Here is a 16,733-nt window from a genome sequence, read left to right on the forward strand (position 1 = left end):
GTGAAAGCGAAGCCGACCCTGACCCCGGCGCTGACCCTGACCCCACCCCTCGTCACTCCTCGGCGAACTCCGCGCGGACCCCGAGCAGCCGCACCGGCTGATCCTGGTCCAAGCCGGCCAACACCTCCAGTGCCGCGCGCTCGATCTCCTCAGCCGCACTCGTCGGCGCGGCCAGTGTGAGGCTGCGCGTCTTGGTGATGAAGGGCGCGTACCTGATCTTCACGCCGACGCGTGCCGCCGGACGGGCCTCCTCCACGACGTCCTCCGCCACGTGCCGGGCCAGCAGCCGCACCTGTTCGGCCAGTTCCGTGGGGTCGGTGAGGTCCTCCTGGAAGGTGACCTCCCGGCTTCGGGACCGCGGCGCATACGGTGTGTCGGACACCTCCGTGTCGCCCGCGCCGTGGGCCAGCAGCCAGAAGTACGGTCCCATCTTCGGGCCGAATCGTTCGGCCAGCGCGTCCGGGTCGGCGCGTGCGAGGTCGGCCACCGTCCGCAGCCCCATCTCGGCGAGTTTCTTCGAGGTGCGGGACCCGATGCCCCACAGTGCGTCGGTCGGCCGCTCGCCCATCACCGCGGCCCAGTTCTCGGCGGTCAGCCGGAAGACGTGGCCGGTCGCCGCCCCGGCCGGTTTGGCGAAGCCGGTCGCCGTCTTGGCCCGCAGCTTGTTGTCGCCGATTCCCACCGAACACGCCAGCCCGGTCTCGGCGCGGACATGATCGCGGACCCGCTCGGCCAGCGCCTCCGGATCGTCGGTCCGCGCGCCGAGGAAGGCCTCGTCCCACCCGATCACCTCGACCACGACCGGCAGCCGGCGCAGCGCGGTCATCACCTCCTCCGAGGCTTCCTCGTAGGCCGGCCGATCCGCCGGGAGGAACACGGCGTCGGGGCACTTCTTCGCCGCCAGCCGCATCGGCATGCCCGAGTGCACGCCGAACTCCCGCGCCTCATAGGAAGCGGTGGCCACCACGCCCCGCAGCGTCGGATCCCCGTGTCCGCCGACCACCACCGGACGTCCGCGCAGCTCGGGACGGCGCGCCACCTCGACCGCGGCGATGAACTGGTCGAGGTCGACGTGGAGCACCCAGTCCTCGGTGGACATGGCTCCAGTATGTGATCGTCGGGCGGGGCCCACCTGTCGGGCGGGCCATGGGAGCGCGGCAGCGGGTATGGGTCGATCCCCGTATTGACAGCGCCGCGCCGCACGTATGTGCGACCCTTCTGTCCGTCATTGAGAGTGTGACGGCGCGGACCGGGCGACGGCCGTGACCCGCCATTCCAGGAGGAGGCCGACGTGGAGCACGGGCCGGGTGACTTGACGAAGGCGCAGCAACGACAGGTGCTCGACCTGCTCGGCTCCGAACTGCGGGCCGCGTGGCGTGCGGCGGTGACACCGGAGGCGGACGACGACGGACCGCCGGAAGAGGCCGCGGAGCGGGCCGCCGCCAGGCGTGCCGCGCTGGCCGCGCACCTGGAGGACCGTCGCGCGGCGCTGGAGCACCACTCGGAGGAAGCGCCGGCCGAGGCGGTGGGCAGCGAGGAATCGCAGAACCTTGACGAGACCGTGACCTCGTGACGCGGGTCCTGCGCTCGCGCCGGGACCGGCCTGAGGTCCAGCGTTCGGCGACCCGCCGGGACCGGACCGGTGTGGCTCCCGGCGGCGCGTCGGACCTGCGTGCCATCCGTCGTCGGGCCGGGACCGGCGGGGCGTTCGCGGCGCGCGACCGGCGTGGAATCCGGCAGCGCGCCCCGGGCCGGCACGGTGTCCGGCAGCCCGCGTCGTGTCAGCACTCGGTGATGATCGCCAGAACCGCGGTCACGATCCGCTCGATCTCAGCCGGGTCGCCGACCAGTGCCAGCGCGCGCTCACCGGGCTCGGCGTGGTCGTGGGGCGGCCGCGCGTGAGCCTCGGGGTCGTCCGCGGCGCCGAAGACGGTCCGCACGACCGTCTCCACCGCCGCGCGGGCCGGCTCGCCGGCCACGAGCCGGCGGCGGATCTCCTCCAGCGCCGTCTCGGCGAGGGCGTCCAGGCGTGCGTCGTCCTCCTCGTCGCTGCTGACCAGGCGCAGCGGCGTCGGATCGGCGGCGGGCCCGGCCGGCTGGGCGGCGACCGGCGCGACCTTGTGACCGAGCGGCCGTTCGACGTAGTCGGCGAACCAGCGCGGCCGCAGCCGCATCGCGGCCAGCACCATGTCGACGTCCCGCTGCACCCGGTGCGCGTCGCTGCCGGGCCAGTCGCCGGTGGTCTCGGCGCGGCGCTGGGCCCAGTCGTCCAGCGGCCACAGGCCGGCTCCCGCGGTGGCCGGGACGCCGACCCAGACCAGGATCCGCACCGCGAGCTCGCAGGGCCAGGGCTCGGTGTGCAGGGCGGTGGCCAGCCAGGCGGGGAGGCGGGGCCGTTGCAGTGCCCCGCGCTGGCCGCGCTGGCGGCGATGGGCGTCCACCGTCGCCGGGGATATCCGGGTGGCTATCCACGCCGGCAGGTTGCGGATCGGGGTGTCGGCGTGGACGAGGACGTATTCCACGACCGCGCCCACCGCGTCGTGGAAGCCGTCGAGGCACTCCGGCAGCATCTTCTGGAAGGAAGCCGCGCAGCCGCGGTGGCCGCGGCGGCGCTCGATGTCCCGGGTGAGGCGTTCGAAGACGATCGGCCAGGCGACCGTGTAGACCTGCCCGGCCAGCCGGCGCCGGGCCTCCGGCGACCGGGCGGCCGCGCTCGCGAGGGTGCCGCTGCGGGCCAGTTCGGCCGCCTCGGCCGCCCCGGCCGGGCCGGCGGATTCCGCGGACAGCAAGTCGACCTCCTGGTGGGAGTCATGAGATCAGGACCCGTATGCCGGCGGCTGGTGGCCCCACGGCGGCGATACGCGCAGACATTCTGCGACCGCCGCGCCGCCGGAACTGGCCAGATACCGGCCGGGAATCGGGGGTAATGGCCACACGGCGGCCGGCTGAGGGTGGCGTGCCTGGGCGAATACGGGTTCTGCCGTCCACCGCGCCGCCGGGCCCGGCATAATCGGCGGGCGTGGAGCCTGACGAACGCCCGCGCACCGGCCAGACCCGCCTGTCCGACGTCGGCGACGTCGAGATCTTCGACGGCGCCGAGTGGCAGCCGGTGGGGACCGCGGGATCGGTCCTGGTGGATCCGCAGCTCGGAAGCCGCCAGGGGCCGGACGGCGGGCCGCTCCGGGCCGGGTCCCGTGACGCGTCCGGCGGCGAACCCGATCACGAGCCCGCTGAGTCCGGCGGTGACCCGGCGCCCCCGGACCCCGGCGATTAAGGAAGCACACCCCCGGCATCGCCGCACTCGACCCGCAGCTGGCTGAGCAGCAGAACGGTGCGGAGCGTGTCGGGGTGCTCGTCGCCGAGGATCTTGCGGCGCCCGGCATGAGCCGCCTCGGCGAACTCCCTGGCGCGGTCGGTGTCCCCGGTGTGGTGCAGGCTCACGGCCAGACCGTAGGCCGAGCGGAGAGTGTCCGGGTGGTCGGGGCCGAGGGTCCGGTTGAGCCGGTCGTGAGTCTCCTCCTCCAGTTTCAGGGCTTCGGGGTGGCGCGCCAGCGCGCGGAGGTCGAGCGCGGCGGCGAGCGCACTGCGGAGCGTGTCGGGGTGGTCGGGGCCGAGAGCCTCGGCGAAGTGCGTCCGGCAGGTCTCGTCGAGCTCCAGGGCTTCGGCGAAGGCGCCGGCGGCACGGCGGGCCAAGGCCAGGTTGTGCACCGAGCGCAGCGTGTCCGGGTGGTGGTCGCCCAGGATCCGGGTGCGCCTCCGGACGACGTCCTCGAGCAGCGCGGTCGCGGCGGCGCGGTCGCCGTCGGCCTGCGCGGCCGCCCATCGGTCGATGGCCAGATTGTGTTCGGCCCGCAGGGTCCGCGGGGCGTCGGCACCGTCCGAGCGGCGCCGTTCTTCGAGCACCGACACGTCCAGCCCGGCCGCCCGCCGGTGGTCGCCGAGCCGGTACCAGGCCTGGGCCAGCCGCTCGGTCGCGGCCGCGGCCTCCGGTCCGGCGGCCCAGTGCTCCACCGCCGACTGCGCGAGGTCGCGGGCCGTGCCGGCGTCGGCGTGCACGACCAGGTACTCCATGACGTCCAGCGACAACGCCCGCCAGCCGGGATCCCCGGCCACGTCCTCGAACCCTGATGAAGCGAGCGCGAGCACGTGCGGAAGCAGCAGCCGGTACGTCCGCCACGCCGCCGGCTCCCGCGGATCCTCGCGGGGCACGGCGGCCAGCCAGCGCCGCGCGTCGGCCGCCGCCGCGGCGAGCAGGCCGCCGTCGGTCTGGCTGCGGATGAACGCCTGGAACAGCGGGAACGGGTGGAAGGCCCCGGCGTCCACCGGGAACAGTCCGGTGCGGGCCACCGCCGTCCCGAGGTCCAGCAGCCGCAGCGGATCCGCGCCGGCGGCGACGAGCGCCGGCGGCCCGGCCGCCGCCCCGGCCCCGGCCTCGAAGAACTCGAACGGCACCGGCGCGGCCGCCAGCACCGCCAGGTGCCGCACCAGCTCCTCGGCCGCGGGCGTGTCCGCCGCCAGCCGGTCCAGCGCCAGCGACCACGCCGCCGCCAGCGAAGCCGGGTAGCTGTGGGTCACGTTCCGCGCGAGGATCTCGGCCGTGCGCCCGGCCAGCAGTTCGGCGTAGCGGGCCGGGCCCAGCGGGGCCGCGGCGAGGAACGCGGCGGCCTGGCCGACTGCGGCCGGCAGGTCGTCCAACGCGGCGGCCAGGTCGTCGAGCACGGTGTCCGCCGCCGGTCCGAGCCGCGCGCCCAGCAGCCGCACGGACGTCTCGCGCGAGAACCGGCCCACCCGGCACGTGCCCGCCGCCAGCTCGCCCCACGCCCCGGTGCGTGAGGTGACGACGACGTCCCCGCCGTCCGCCAGGGCCAGGTACGGCACCAGGTCGTCCGGGCCCGGCACGCCGTCGAAGACCAGCAGCCAGCGTCCCCGGGCGCGCAGGGCCCGGACCAGGGCCGGCACGACGGCGCCGGTGTCCGGCATCTCGCCGAGGTCCAGCCCCAGCGCCTGGGCCAGCGTCGCGAGCTGCGAGGGCACGAGATCCGGCCGGTCCGCCGCGATCCACCACGCCACCGCGTGCTCGGCCTCCCGGGACCCGGCGTACTCGGCGGCCAGCCGCGTCTTCCCGGTCCCGATCTCGCCCCACACCACCACCGGCCCCGACCTCCCCGACGCCCGGACGGCGCGCACCGCGTCGTCCACCGCCGACACCGCCTCGGGGCGGGCCAGGTGGTGCGGTCCGACGGGCGGGATGTTCCGGGGAGGCGGACCCGGTGGCAGACCTCGCGGGGCCGCGGACCGCGCCGATGGTGCGGCACCGGCCCCGACACCCGGCTCGGGCACCGCCCCGACCATCGGCCGCACCACCGGCTCGATCCGCCGCACCAGCGCGTCGATCGCCAGATCGGTGGTCCGCCCCCGGTGGTCCATCGCCACGGTCTGCAGCCGCACCATCTCCACGAGGTCTTCCGGCAGATCCTTCGCCGTCGGCCGCGCCGCCCCCGAGACCAGCAGCGGGATCACCAGCTTCTTGGCCCGCAGCGCCTCGGCGATCTCCTCCCGCACCCAGTCGCCCGGCTGGTGCAGACGCCGTCCCCGGTCGTCGGCGATGGTCAGCCAGCGCGGGCCGATCACGGCGAGGAACACCGCGCACCCGCGGTGGTGGTGCCAGATCGTCGCCTCCCAGTCCGCCCCCGGCGGGATCGACTCGCTGGACCGGAACACCGCCCGCGGCCCGAACCGGTCGCCCAGCATCCGCTGCACGGTCCACGCCGCGTAGGGGTCGTCGCCGTTGCGGAAGTTCACGAAGATCGGCGCGGCGGGCTCGGTCGGCTCCGGCATCGGTGTCCCCACGGTCCGTCAGATTCCTTCGATGGCACGCGATCGGGCCCGCCGCCTCCGTCCGGGCGTCCTCCGGACGACGGCGCGGGCGTCTGCTCGCTCTCTTCTGACGGACAACGGGAGACAGGGCCGAACGATGGAGAAGCCGACCAGAATGTTCGGTACGGAGCTGCGCCGCCGGCGCGTGGCGGCGGGCCTGTCGCTCGCCGCGTTCGCCCGGCTCGTCCACTACAGCAAGAGCCACCTCAGCAAGGTCGAGACCGGCGCCAAGGCTCCGAGCCCCGACCTGGCCCGCCGCTGCGACAGCGCGCTGGACTGCGGCGGCGAGCTGGCCGGGCTGGTCCCCGTCGCGGAGACGCGGGGGACCGCGGAGCAGACGATCACGGAGACCGACAGAGGTGAGGTGTGGCTGTTGACGCTCGATGACATGGGAACGAACGGATTCCGGCCGGTGTCCCGGCGGGAGGTCCTGGCCGCCGGCGGCGCGGCCGGGCTCGGCCTGGGAATGGCAGGGTTCGGATATGTCCCGTCGGGACCGCCGGGGACGCCCGGACCGTCCCCGGCGCACGGCGCCGACGGCGGACGCGAGGCGGTGACCGCCTTCCGGGCCGTCTTCGACCAACTCCGCCACCAGGGGCAGCGCTGGGCTCCGGGTCTGGTGGTCCCGACGCTGGTGGCGCAGACCCACGCGCTGCGCACCCTGGCCGCACAAGCCGGGGGCCGGGACCGCGCCGAGGCCCTGACCCTGGCCGCCCGCTTCGCCGAGTACACCGGCTGGATGGTCCAGGAACAGGGCGACGACGCGCTGGCCGCGTGGTGGACCGACCGCGCGGTCGACTTCGCCGAGGCCGGCGGCGACCGGGACATGGCCGCGTACGCCCTCGTGCGCCGCGGGCTGATCGCGCTCTACCGGTACGACGGCCGGCTGGTCGTCGAGCTGGCCCGGCAGGCCCAGGCCGGCACCGGCGACCCGCGGATCAGAGGCCTGGCGGCCCAGCGCGAGGCCCAGGGCCTGGCGGTGACCGGGGACTATGACGGCTGCCTGCGGGCCCTGGACCGCGCCGCCGAGCTGTTGTCCCGGGCGGCCGCCGAGAACCCGGCCGGCGCTCCGGCCCGGGCGACCGGAACCGGCGGCACGACCGGGGGCGCGACCACTCCGAGCGATCTGAACGCCGCACCCACCATCGGCTCCGCCCACGTCCCCGACCCGGTCGCCGTCGCCACCGGCTGGTGCCTGTTCGACCTCGGACGCCCCCGGCAGGCCGCCGACGTCCTGCACCGCGAGCTCGCCCGCATCCCCGCCGACGCACACCGCGCCCGGGCCCGGTTCGGTGCCCGCCTGGCGCTGGCGCTCGCCGGCTGCGGGGAACCCGAGCAGGCCTGCGCGGTGGCCGAGGAGGTGCTCGACGCCTGCGGCCGTCTGCAGTCCGCGACCGTCCGCGTCGACCTGCGCGGTCTGTCCCGCGACCTCAACCGGTGGCCCGGGCACCCGGCCGTGCGCCGGACCCGGACGCGGCTCACCGAGGTGCTGCGGGCCTGAGCGTTTCCCGTTGTCCTCCGCGGTGGCCCCGGGACAACGCCTTTCCCGGCGCCGGCCCGACGACGATCGTGGTGCTTGCGACCCGTTGGGGGAGTTCGCGAAGACACGGAGGGGAGGGCCGCACATGGAGTCCCACGGCGGAATCCGGGCACTGCTGGCGCTGATCCTGGGGGTGATCGGCTGAGCCGGTAGCTGTCAGGGGGCAACGAAGGGGAGGGGCGGGGGTCCCTCCCCGTTCCTTCTTTTTCCACACTACGAACGAAGGGATCCGTAATGTCGCTCTACGCCCTGGTCGTGGGGATCGACGCTTACCAGCCGCCGCTGAACGAGCTGCGCGGGGCGCGGCACGACGCGCTGGCCGTCGAGAGCCACCTGCGGTCCCGCATCCCGGCGAAGGAGCTCGACCTGCTGTCCCTGATCGACGGCAAGGCCACGCGGGACGCCGTGATCTCCGGCTTCCGCGGCCACCTGGCCCAGGCCGGGCCCGGCGACACGGCGCTGTTCTGGTTCAGCGGTCACGGGTCGTGGCTGCCGGTGCCGCCGGAGCTGGCGCACCTGGAGTCGACCGGCATGTTCCAGACCCTGCTGTGCGTCGACAGCCGACAGGGCTCGGTGCCCGATCTCATCGACAAGGAGCTGGCGCTGCTGATCGCCGATGTGGCCGCGGGCGGGGCGCACGTCGCGGTGGTGCTGGACTGCTGCCACGCCGACAGCGGCTCGCGGCGCCCGGACTTCGGAGCCTACGACCACGTGCCCGGCATCCGCTCGAGCCCGCCGTCGCTCGTGCCGCCGGCGGTCGAGGCACTGCTGGAGGAGCTGCGCGACCAGATCGGCCCGGACAGCCCGCGCGCCAAGGTGTTCGACAGCGTCGACCACGTGCTGCTGGCCGCGTGCGGCCCGCACGAGCTGGCTCTCGAACTCAGGCTCGGCGACCACTACCGGGGCGTGTTCACCACCGCCCTCCTGGACCGGCTCACGCAGTACCCCGGGGCCACCTACCGCCAGCTCCTCGACGACACCGGCAACCTGGTCGAGCAGATGGCCCCGTACCAGCACCCGACCCTCTTCCCGGCGCGCGCCGTGCCCGGCGGCACGCTGGCCGACCAGCCGTTCCTGGGCGGTCCGGCCCGGGTGCCGCAGACCTCGATGACGATGCGCTTCGCGAACCGGGTCTGGACCCTCGACGCCGGGGCCGCCCACGGGATCGAGCCGGGCACCGAGGCCGACCCGACCGTGGTCGCCGTGCACTCCAGCCGGCCGCCGTTGAAGGCCCGGGTCGTCGAGGTGCGGGCCGAGCACAGCGTCCTGGAGCCGATCGGCTGGTCGCCGGACGCGCTCGACCGCCGGACCGGCCACCCGGTGGTGCTGGCCCGGGTGCCGCTGCCGGCCGAGGCGGTCCGGCTGGAGACGGCGGCGGCCGGCGAGTACGTCAGACCCCTGATCGCCAGGACGCTGGCGGCGGCCGGCGAGGACGGGGTGCCTTCGCCCTACGCGCGGGTTTTCGACCCCGCCGACCGGACCCGGCCGCCGACGATACGGATCCGGGCGGTGGGGCCCGGGGTCGTGCAGCTGTGCCGGGCCGACGGCGGCGCGCTGGCGCCGCCGCACCCGTGCCGCTCGCCCGAGCAGGCCGCGCGTCTGGTGACCGATCTGGAGCACATCGCCCGGTGGCGGCTCGTCGAAGGGCTCGACAACCCGGTGTCCCCGCTGGCCGGCGCGATCGAGATCGAACTGGCCGCCGTGCCGCCGGGACAGGACGTCGACCGGCTGACCGCACCGCCGCTGCCGGTCGGCGCGGACGGCGGCGTCACGGTCGACTACCACCCCACGCGCGACGGCGGCTGGCAGGCACCGCGGGTCTTCGTCCGACTGCGGAACACCGCGGACCGCATGCTGTACTGCGTGCTCCTGGATCTGACCGAGCGGTTCCGCGTCCACGCCGAGCTCTTCCCGGGCGACTGGATCGGCGCCCGCCGGACCGCCTCGGTGCTTCGCGGCCGCGCCGTCCGCCTGTCGCTGCCGTCCGGCGCGGCCGTGGAGCCGGGGGCGCGGACCGCTGACCGCTTCAAGGTGCTGATCTCCGAGACCCCGTTGAACGAGCGACCGTTCATGCTGCCCCGGCTCGGCGAGCTGCGGCCGTCCGAGCCGGTCAGCTCGCGCGTGGGGCTGCTGAACGGGGTGCTGGACCGGCTGGGCTTCCTGGCGACCCACCGGGACGCCGACCCCGCCGAGCCGGGCGTGGTCGGCGACTGGGCGACCGCGACGGTCCGGGTGACCGTGCGGGTTCCGCGGGTACCCGGCCGGGACCCGGCGTGAGGTATACAAGAGAATACGGGTTCTGATTGACTGGGCCCGCCGGATTCGGCTTTCGCAAGATCCTCCGTGGCCTGGATCGTTAGGCTGGCCGAGGGAGGGATGCATGACGCAGTCGAACGGTCTCCTGGTGCAACGACTGGACCGGGAGTTCAAAAGCCAGCGGCGCGGGTGGGGACTCCAGTCCCCTGACCTGCGGACCAGGACCGCCGGGTACGAGCTCCTCAGCCAGGTCTACGGAGTCGCGCCGACCGACACCACCGGGGAAGTCCGCCGCAAGGCGATCGCCGCCGTCCGGCGGCTGGCCGCCGACTTCCCCATGGAGATGCGGCTCGCCGTCGAGTACGCGCTCGCCATCTCCGCCGAGGCGCAGTGGCGGACCCTCTCCGAGCGGGAGCACAGCCTGTCGCGCGCGCTCCAGTGCAGCGCCCGCACGGCGCGCCGGCGCGTGGGGGACGCCTTCCGCCGTCTGGCCGAGGAGGCCGCCGTGGAGTATCAACGCGCTGCCGACCAGACCCGTTCGCCGCTCGGCTCCGAAGACGGCTGGGCGGTGCGCAGCCTGGAGTCGCTGCTGCGCCTGGAGTCGGCCCCCGAGGTCACCGAGACCCGCTGCATCGTCGCCCTGCGGCCGGGGCTGCACCGCATCGTCACCCGGTTCACCCTGGCCCGCCTGGTGGACGGGGCGTCGTCGGCCCCCGCCATCCGTGCGGAGGTGCAGTACGGCGCCACCATCCGCGGCCCGGTCCGCAGGGAGGGCGAGGGCCACTTCCTGCACGTCCTCGAACTGCCCCGGGAGCTCAGCGTCGGCGAGCACCACGAGTACTCGATCACGTACCGGATCCCGGAGGGCTACGTGATCCGGCCGTACTACGCGTTCGTGCCGCTCGTGGCCTGCGACGCCTTCCGCTTGCGGGTGCGCTTCGGCACCGGACGCCCGCCCAGCCGGGTCCGCCGTTTCCACGGCGTGGTGTCGCGCCTGCTCCACGACAGCGACATCCCCGGTGAGCCGCTGGAGCTGGACGCGGCGAGCGAGGTCGCCCTCGCCTTCGACCGGATCCGCGCCGGGTTCGCGTACGGCATCGCCTGGCAGCCGGCCGCCGGCGACGAGCGCTTCGACCTCGGCCCCGATCACGGGCCGCGGTAGACGAGCGTCGCCGCGACGACGGCGAGGTCGGTGCCGGGCGTGGCGTTCAGCCGGTCGGCGTAGCCGGTCAGCAGCGCGGGCAGGCGTTCGCGGTCCCGATCGGGATCGAGGAGCCAGCGGCGGGCCCGCCGCACCGCCTCGGCCGGTGTCCCGCCCGACTCGGCGAGCTCCTGGTGGACGACGAACACCAGGAGCGCCGCGAGCGGGTCGGGCACCGGCCCGGCCCAGCCGATGACACCCGCGAACCCGGCCGCGAGCAGCTGGTCGGCGAGCGGGTGGAACCGGCCCGGCGGCAGGATGGCCAGGCCGCCTTCGAGCTCGGGTGAGCTTGCCGAACCGGCCGGTCCACTCATCCCTGCCGGACCAGCCGGTCCACTCATCTCCGCCGAACCGGCCGGCCCCTTCATCCCTGCCGCACCAGCCGACGCCGTCAGCTCAGCCACATCGAGCTCGCCCCCGTCGGCGAGCTCCAACATCCCCGCCGCCGACACCCCGCAGTCCAGGTGCAGCAGCGAGGCCCCCATCGATCGGCGGACCTCGTTGGCCGTGCCCGCCCCGTCGACGTTCTCGACCACCTGGCCGAGCCCTGTCGAGCGTGGGTACAGCAGCCGCCGCAGCGCCATGGCCTGCATCGTCGCGGCCTCGCGGTCGCCGCGCGGGTTGACCACGAACACCGGATCCGCCGTGACCGGCCGCAGCTTCCGCGCCGCCACGTCGAGCAGCTGGCTCAGCGAGGCGAACCAGTGCCCGGAGATCCCGGGCGCCTCGGGCCCGACCACCACCGAGCCGTCGCCCGGGGCGTCGCAGGGCTCGATCCGTCCGCTCGCCGCGTTCAGGGCGAGGCCCTCAGCGGGCTCCGGCAGCAGCAGGGACTCCGCGCCCAGCGCCCGAACGGCGGCCCGGAGCCCGGTCAGCCGCTCGGCGACACCCGCCACCGCGGCCTCGGAGCACAGCCCGGCCAGGAACACCAGCGTCGGCACGGCGTCCGGCTGCGCGTCCGGCAGCGTCGCGGCGGCGGCCAGCACGCTTTCGGTGGCGGCGGCCGTGTCCCCGTCGGCCTCGTCCTCCTCCTCGCCCCAGCCGCCCGTGTCCCGCAGACCCCTGAGATACAGCGCGGCGGCGTGCAGCAGGTGGTCCAGGCCGGTCGGCGTGGCGTCGTCCTCATCCTCGGCGTCGGCCTCGTCCTCGGAGTCGGCCTCGGCGTACACCACGCTGCCCGTGGCCGCGACGAAGTCGTCGATCCACGGCGGGGCCTCCCCGGCCCGCAGCAGCCCGGCCAGCGTCTCCAGAAGGTCGCCCCCGCCGGTCAGCAGTTTGCGGACCGAGTCGCGCAGTCCTTCGACATCGGTCCGGGGCGCCGGCTCGGGCGGCGCCACCGGCTCCTCGTCCAGCGGTGCGCCGGGGAACACCGCGACCGGACGGTCGACGACCGGCTGGTCCGTGACGATCGGGCCGAAGGCCCCCTCGGGCAGGACCTGGGGCATCCGCAGGCCGAAGTTGTCCTTCTGCAGATTCTGGAGCGTGCTCAGCGCCTCCATCATCGTGCCCAGGTCCGCGCCCGCCGGGCCGCCCCCGAACCCGCCGAGCAGGCCGCGCAGCGCCTCGGCCATCGTGGTCAGGGTCTCGGCCATCTTCCGGGCCTCGGCCGGGGCGGTGGGGTCGACGCGCACGACCGCCAGGTGCTCGAGGCCGGAGTCGAGGTCGGCCAGGTCCTCCGGCGGGGTGGCGCCGTTGATCGCGCCCATCAGGCGCGTCGGGTCCTGCATCCGGCTCATGGTCCGCATGACCAGGAGCACGCCGACGACCATGTGGGCGGTCATCCGCTGCACCGGGCCGATCGCGCCGGTCGTCAGCGCCTCGCCGACCAGGGCGATGGCGCGGTCCCGCTCCGGGTCCTGCGCGCGCGGCGGCTCGGCGAGCAGTTTGCCGCCGAGGAGCATCCCGAGGGTGGTGCCGCAGCGGACCCGGTTCGCGTCGCCCGGATCCAGGCGGTCGTACGCCTCGTCGAGCGCCTCGATCGCCTCCAGCAGGTACGGCCGCGCCGCCGGGGACGTGATCCCGGCCCGCTGGTGCAGGTGCGCGCACAGCTGCCCGAGCTCCAGCAGCGGCCGGGTGCGGGCCGGGCCGGTCAGCGCCGCCAGTTCCGCCCGCAGCGCGTCCCGGCGGGCCAGCAGGTCGTCGGTCATGTCAGATTCCTGTCTCCCGTGTCCTTCCACCGCTCCGGATCGCCGGCCCCGGATCGCCGCCCCCGGTTCACCGGCCCAGGTGGATGAAGCCCGCCCACGCCTCGGTGCGGGCCAGGTCCGCGCCGGACAGCCGGCGCCGCAGCGCGGCCGGCATCGTCGCCGGGGCCTCGCGGTCCGCGTCGAGCATCCACAGCTGCGCCCGGCGCAGCGCCTCCCACGCCGGCAGCCGCCCGGCCACCAGGTGGTGGTGGAACATGAACATCAGCGCCGAGGTGGCCGCGTCCGGCACCGCCCACTGCGCCGACAGCACCGAGCGCACGCCGCCGGCCAGGAACGCCGTGCCGAGGCTGTAGGCCTCGTCATAGCCGTGGACCGAGCGGCCGGTGTGGCACGCGGCCAGCACCGCCAGCCCGATCGCCCGCTGCGGGGTGTCCAGCAGCAGCGCCACGATCTCCTCGGCGGTGAGCCGGCCGCCGTCGGCCAGCAGCAGGTACGACGTCGGCGCCGGGCCGCCGGACTCGACCACCCCGTGGCACGCCAGGTGCAGCATGGCTCCGGCGGCCGGCCGCGGATCGGCCAGCCAGTCCCGCACCTGCTGCACCGACCCGGCCCCGGCCGGGCTGGCCGAACCGTCCGCGCGCCGCCCCACGTACTTCCCGGCCCGGTAGAAGGCCTGGTGCACGGCGAACGCCTCGATCCGGGCCCCGGCCAGCGCCTGCCACCGGACACCGGTGTCCGGGTCCCCGACCACCAGTCCGACCGGCGTCAGCGGCACCGGCGCGGCCTGGGCCGAGCGGCACAGCATCCGGGCCGAGGCGGTCTGCGAGAACGCCGCGAGCCGCAGGGCCGGCACGCCGTCGCCGCGGCGCGCCGCCTGCCAGGGGATGAGCGCCAGCTCGCCCATCGGCACCAGCACCAGCCGGCGCGGCCGGTCCCCGGCCGGCGCGGGCAGCGTCGGCAGGTACTGCTCGACCAGCGGGCCGATCGCCGCGCGCCACGCCCAGTCGCTCACCGCGTCCAGGCTGCCGGTCAGATCCGCGCCCGGGTCCGGTTCGGCCGGGTCGGCGTCCCTGCCGGCCGAGTCCGCGCCCGCGTCCGGTCCGGCCGGGTCCGCGTCGCGCCGGGCCAGCGAGCCGAGGTAGCGGTTCACGTCCGAGTCGCCGTCGACCGCCAGGCCCGGCAGCGGGATGTAGCTCGGCGCGGCGTGCGCCGCCGCCATCACCGCGAACCCCGGCGTGATGCCGTCGGCCGGCAGCAGATACACCAGCGCGTCCGCGTCCACGGCGCGCAACGCCGACCGGATCTCCGCCAGGTCCGGCGTGTCCAGCAGCCCGGACCGCTGCGCGAACACCGACAGCACCTCGTACCGCAGGCTGGTCGGCAGCCGGTCCCGGCCGTCGTCGTCCTCGGCCGCCCGCCACCGGTCGGCCAGGTCCGGGCGGCCCGCGGCGAGCAGCCGGTTCTCCACGTCGCGGAACTCCGTCGCCGCGAACAGCATCAGGGCCCGGCCGCCGTCCAGGACCCGGATCGCGGTCGCCGGATCGCCGTCGATCAGGCTGCGCCGCGCCGACCGGACCGTGTCCTCGACCGCCTCCTCGGCCACCCTCCGCGCCGCCGCGGCGTCGCTCTGGCGCAGCACCCGCCACGCCACCCCGCGCACGGTGGCCAGGGCGGTCTCGACCCCGTCCTTGCCGAGCAGCCGCTCGATCTCGGACAGCATGGTGTTGACGAGGTTCCAGGAAGCGTGCTGCGGATCGCCGGCCACGTCCCGCGCGTCTTGCAGGATCTCCTCGGCGGCGCGCAGGTCGGCCGGATTGTTGGTGACCTCGTGCCGGCGCCACAGCGCCATCGCGGCTCCGGTGACCGCCAGGAACCAGTCCTTGCGGCCCCGCACCGCCAGCTCGGCGGCCTCGCGGTAGCACTCCAGCCCCCGGGTGATCCGCGCGGCGTCGACGGCCTTCCACTCCTGCAGCGACGCGCCGCCCGCGGCCAGCAGCAGATTGGCCCGCAGCGCCGGGGTGATCCCGGGCTGGCGCGCGCGTTCGGCGAGTTCGGCCATCGGGTCCGCCCCCGGTTCCGGGACGATCTGGCCGGGGACGACGCTCGGGCCCAGGCCCTGCGCCATCGCCCGCATGTCGTCGAACGCGGCCCGCAGCGGCCCGTCGAGCGGCAGGTCGTCCAGCATCGGGGCGCACTCGGTCAGCAGCAGCGCCATCTGTTCCCGGGGCGAGTCGGCCTTCGCCATCGTGTGCAGGAACCGGCCGACGAACTCCAGGTGCGGCACCAGCTCCGGCTGCTGCGCCGCGGCCTGCTCGCGGATCCGCTGGAACTCCCGTTCGGCGTGCCGGTAGGCGTCCTCGTCACCGCTGTCCAGATCCCGTTCGAGCGTCACCATCTGCCGGGCGAGCTCGGTCATCAGCACCGCCCCGGGGTGGTCGGGGGCCTCGCCGTGCGCCTTCCGCAGGTCGTCGAGCGCCTGCACCGGATCCGTCAGGCTGCCCTCGGCCGCCGCGCGCATCACGTTCATCCCGCCGACCGCCGCCCGCAGCGCGCGCCGCTGGTCGTCCGGCAGCACGTCGGAGTCGGCCAGCTTCAGCAGGCCGTCGAGGACGACGGCGCGCTCGGTCCAGGCCACGACGGTGTTCCCGGGCCGGTGCCGGGACAGGGTGCTGATCAGCCCCGCGGCCAGCCACGCCCGCACCCGGGGCTCGTCGTCCAGCCGGTGCACACGCTCGATCGCCTCGTCGAGGTCCGCTTCGCCGACGAACGCCTTGACGATCGCCAAGACGTCGGACTCCGTCGTCATCCAGGACTCCCGTCGCCGGTGTCGGTCAGGCGTTCATCAGGCATCTGACGGACAGCGGCGGGGGCGGTCCGTCAATGACTGACTGACGAGCGGCCGCGGACCCGGACCCGGCCGCGGACCCGGATCCCGGGCGATCACGGAAGGGGGCACGGACCCATGGACGCCGAGCAGGCCGAGCTGGTGATCAGCCGCGTCGCGCACCGCACGACGGTGCTCGGGCCCGGCGTGCGCGCCGTGGTCTGGGTCCACGGCTGCCCGCTGCGCTGCGCGGGCTGCGTGGCGCCCGAGGACCTGCCGTTCGAGGGCGGGGTGCGGCGTACGGTCGCGGACCTGGCCGCCGAGTTGAACGCGCTGTCGGCCGACGTCAGGGGCCTGACCCTGTCCGGAGGGGAGCCGATGGCGCAGGCCGGCCCGCTGGCCGCGCTGGTCCGCGCGCTGCGCCGGGACCGGGACTGGTCGGTCATGTCCTACACCGGCTTCACCCTGGAGCACCTGCGGCGGCACGGGACCGACGGCCAGCGGGCCCTGCTCGCCGAGCTGGACCTGCTGGTCGACGGCCCCTACGTCGCGGCCCGGCACGCCGACCTGCTCTGGCGCGGCTCGGCGAACCAGCGCCTGCGGTTCCTCACCGGGCGCCACGCCCCGCCCGCCGAGGACCGCTCGGCCGGCCTGGAGTTCCACGTCGCCGACGACACGCTGGCCTGGGTCGGCGTGCCGCCGGTGCCCGGCTTCCGGGAGACCTTCGAGGACGCCATGGCCGGGGCCCGGACCCCGCTCGCCGTGGCGGTCCCCACCCCGAACGGAGAGGACGGACACGGTGTCGGGTAGCCCCAAATACACCACCGCGGCGGTGCGCGCCGCCGCCCAGGCCCAGCTGGTCGCGCAGCAGCGGGTCCGCGACCTCGC

General features: G+C 75.3%; 11 protein-coding genes. 6 read left to right on the forward strand and 5 right to left on the reverse strand.

Annotation, left to right across the window (positions count from 1 at the left end; translation table 11 throughout):
• Positions 1–52: 52 nt before the first annotated feature.
• Positions 53–1,099, reverse strand: coding sequence for a DNA polymerase IV (locus ABD466_RS35840; RefSeq protein ID WP_344661703.1), 1,047 nt, complete (start codon positions 1,097–1,099; stop codon positions 53–55).
• Between the two features lie 192 nt (positions 1,100–1,291).
• Between ABD466_RS35840 and ABD466_RS35845 the strand changes: the two genes are divergently transcribed.
• Positions 1,292–1,573 carry a hypothetical protein gene (locus ABD466_RS35845; protein WP_344661704.1) on the forward strand — a complete coding sequence of 94 codons (282 nt, stop codon included), beginning with the start codon at positions 1,292–1,294 and terminating at the stop codon, positions 1,571–1,573.
• Between the two features lie 208 nt (positions 1,574–1,781).
• Here the strand turns inward: ABD466_RS35845 and ABD466_RS35850 are convergent, their stop codons facing one another.
• The gene (locus tag ABD466_RS35850; protein WP_344661705.1) at positions 1,782–2,789 is read right to left on the reverse strand and encodes a hypothetical protein; all 1,008 of its coding nucleotides are present in this window, start codon (positions 2,787–2,789) and stop codon (positions 1,782–1,784) included.
• A 230-nt stretch (positions 2,790–3,019) separates the two neighbouring features.
• On the opposite strand from ABD466_RS35850, the gene ABD466_RS35855 reads away from it, so the two are divergent.
• Positions 3,020–3,274, forward strand: a complete 255-nt coding sequence (locus ABD466_RS35855; protein WP_344661706.1) for a hypothetical protein — start codon at positions 3,020–3,022, stop codon at positions 3,272–3,274.
• Here the strand turns inward: ABD466_RS35855 and fxsT are convergent.
• Positions 3,271–5,850 (reverse strand): FxSxx-COOH system tetratricopeptide repeat protein, encoded by a 2,580-nt coding sequence (gene fxsT, locus ABD466_RS35860; RefSeq protein WP_344661707.1) that lies wholly within the window; start codon positions 5,848–5,850, stop codon positions 3,271–3,273. The genes ABD466_RS35855 and fxsT overlap by 4 nt on opposite strands.
• A gap of 142 nt (positions 5,851–5,992) precedes the next feature.
• Between fxsT and ABD466_RS35865 the strand changes: the two genes are divergently transcribed.
• The 3 genes from ABD466_RS35865 (at position 5,993) to ABD466_RS35875 (ending at position 10,835) form a co-directional block, all read left to right on the forward strand.
• Positions 5,993–7,378, forward strand: coding sequence for a helix-turn-helix domain-containing protein (locus tag ABD466_RS35865; protein ID WP_344661708.1), 1,386 nt, complete (start codon positions 5,993–5,995; stop codon positions 7,376–7,378).
• Between the two features lie 273 nt (positions 7,379–7,651).
• The gene (locus tag ABD466_RS35870; RefSeq protein ID WP_344661709.1) at positions 7,652–9,694 is read left to right on the forward strand and encodes a caspase family protein; all 2,043 of its coding nucleotides are present in this window, start codon (positions 7,652–7,654) and stop codon (positions 9,692–9,694) included.
• A 103-nt stretch (positions 9,695–9,797) separates the two neighbouring features.
• Complete coding sequence (locus ABD466_RS35875) at positions 9,798–10,835, forward strand: hypothetical protein (protein WP_344661710.1); 1,038 nt, start codon at positions 9,798–9,800, stop codon at positions 10,833–10,835.
• On the opposite strand, the gene ABD466_RS35880 is transcribed toward ABD466_RS35875, so the two are convergent.
• Entirely contained in the window at positions 10,820–13,021 is a 2,202-nt protein-coding gene (locus ABD466_RS35880; protein WP_344661711.1) for a CHAT domain-containing protein, read from the reverse strand. The two genes, ABD466_RS35875 and ABD466_RS35880, sit on opposite strands and share 16 nt — an antisense overlap.
• A gap of 67 nt (positions 13,022–13,088) precedes the next feature.
• Positions 13,089–15,827: a CHAT domain-containing protein gene (locus ABD466_RS35885; protein WP_344661712.1), complete on the reverse strand. Its 2,739-nt coding sequence runs from the start codon at positions 15,825–15,827 to the stop codon at positions 13,089–13,091.
• A 156-nt stretch (positions 15,828–15,983) separates the two neighbouring features.
• On the opposite strand from ABD466_RS35885, the gene ABD466_RS35890 reads away from it, so the two are divergent.
• Positions 15,984–16,655 carry a 4Fe-4S single cluster domain-containing protein gene (locus tag ABD466_RS35890; RefSeq protein WP_344661713.1) on the forward strand — a complete coding sequence of 224 codons (672 nt, stop codon included), beginning with the start codon at positions 15,984–15,986 and terminating at the stop codon, positions 16,653–16,655.
• Positions 16,656–16,733 lie beyond the last annotated feature (78 nt).

The organism is Catenulispora subtropica (assembly GCF_039531675.1).
Taxonomy (GTDB): Bacteria; Actinomycetota; Actinomycetes; order Streptomycetales; family Catenulisporaceae; genus Catenulispora; species Catenulispora subtropica.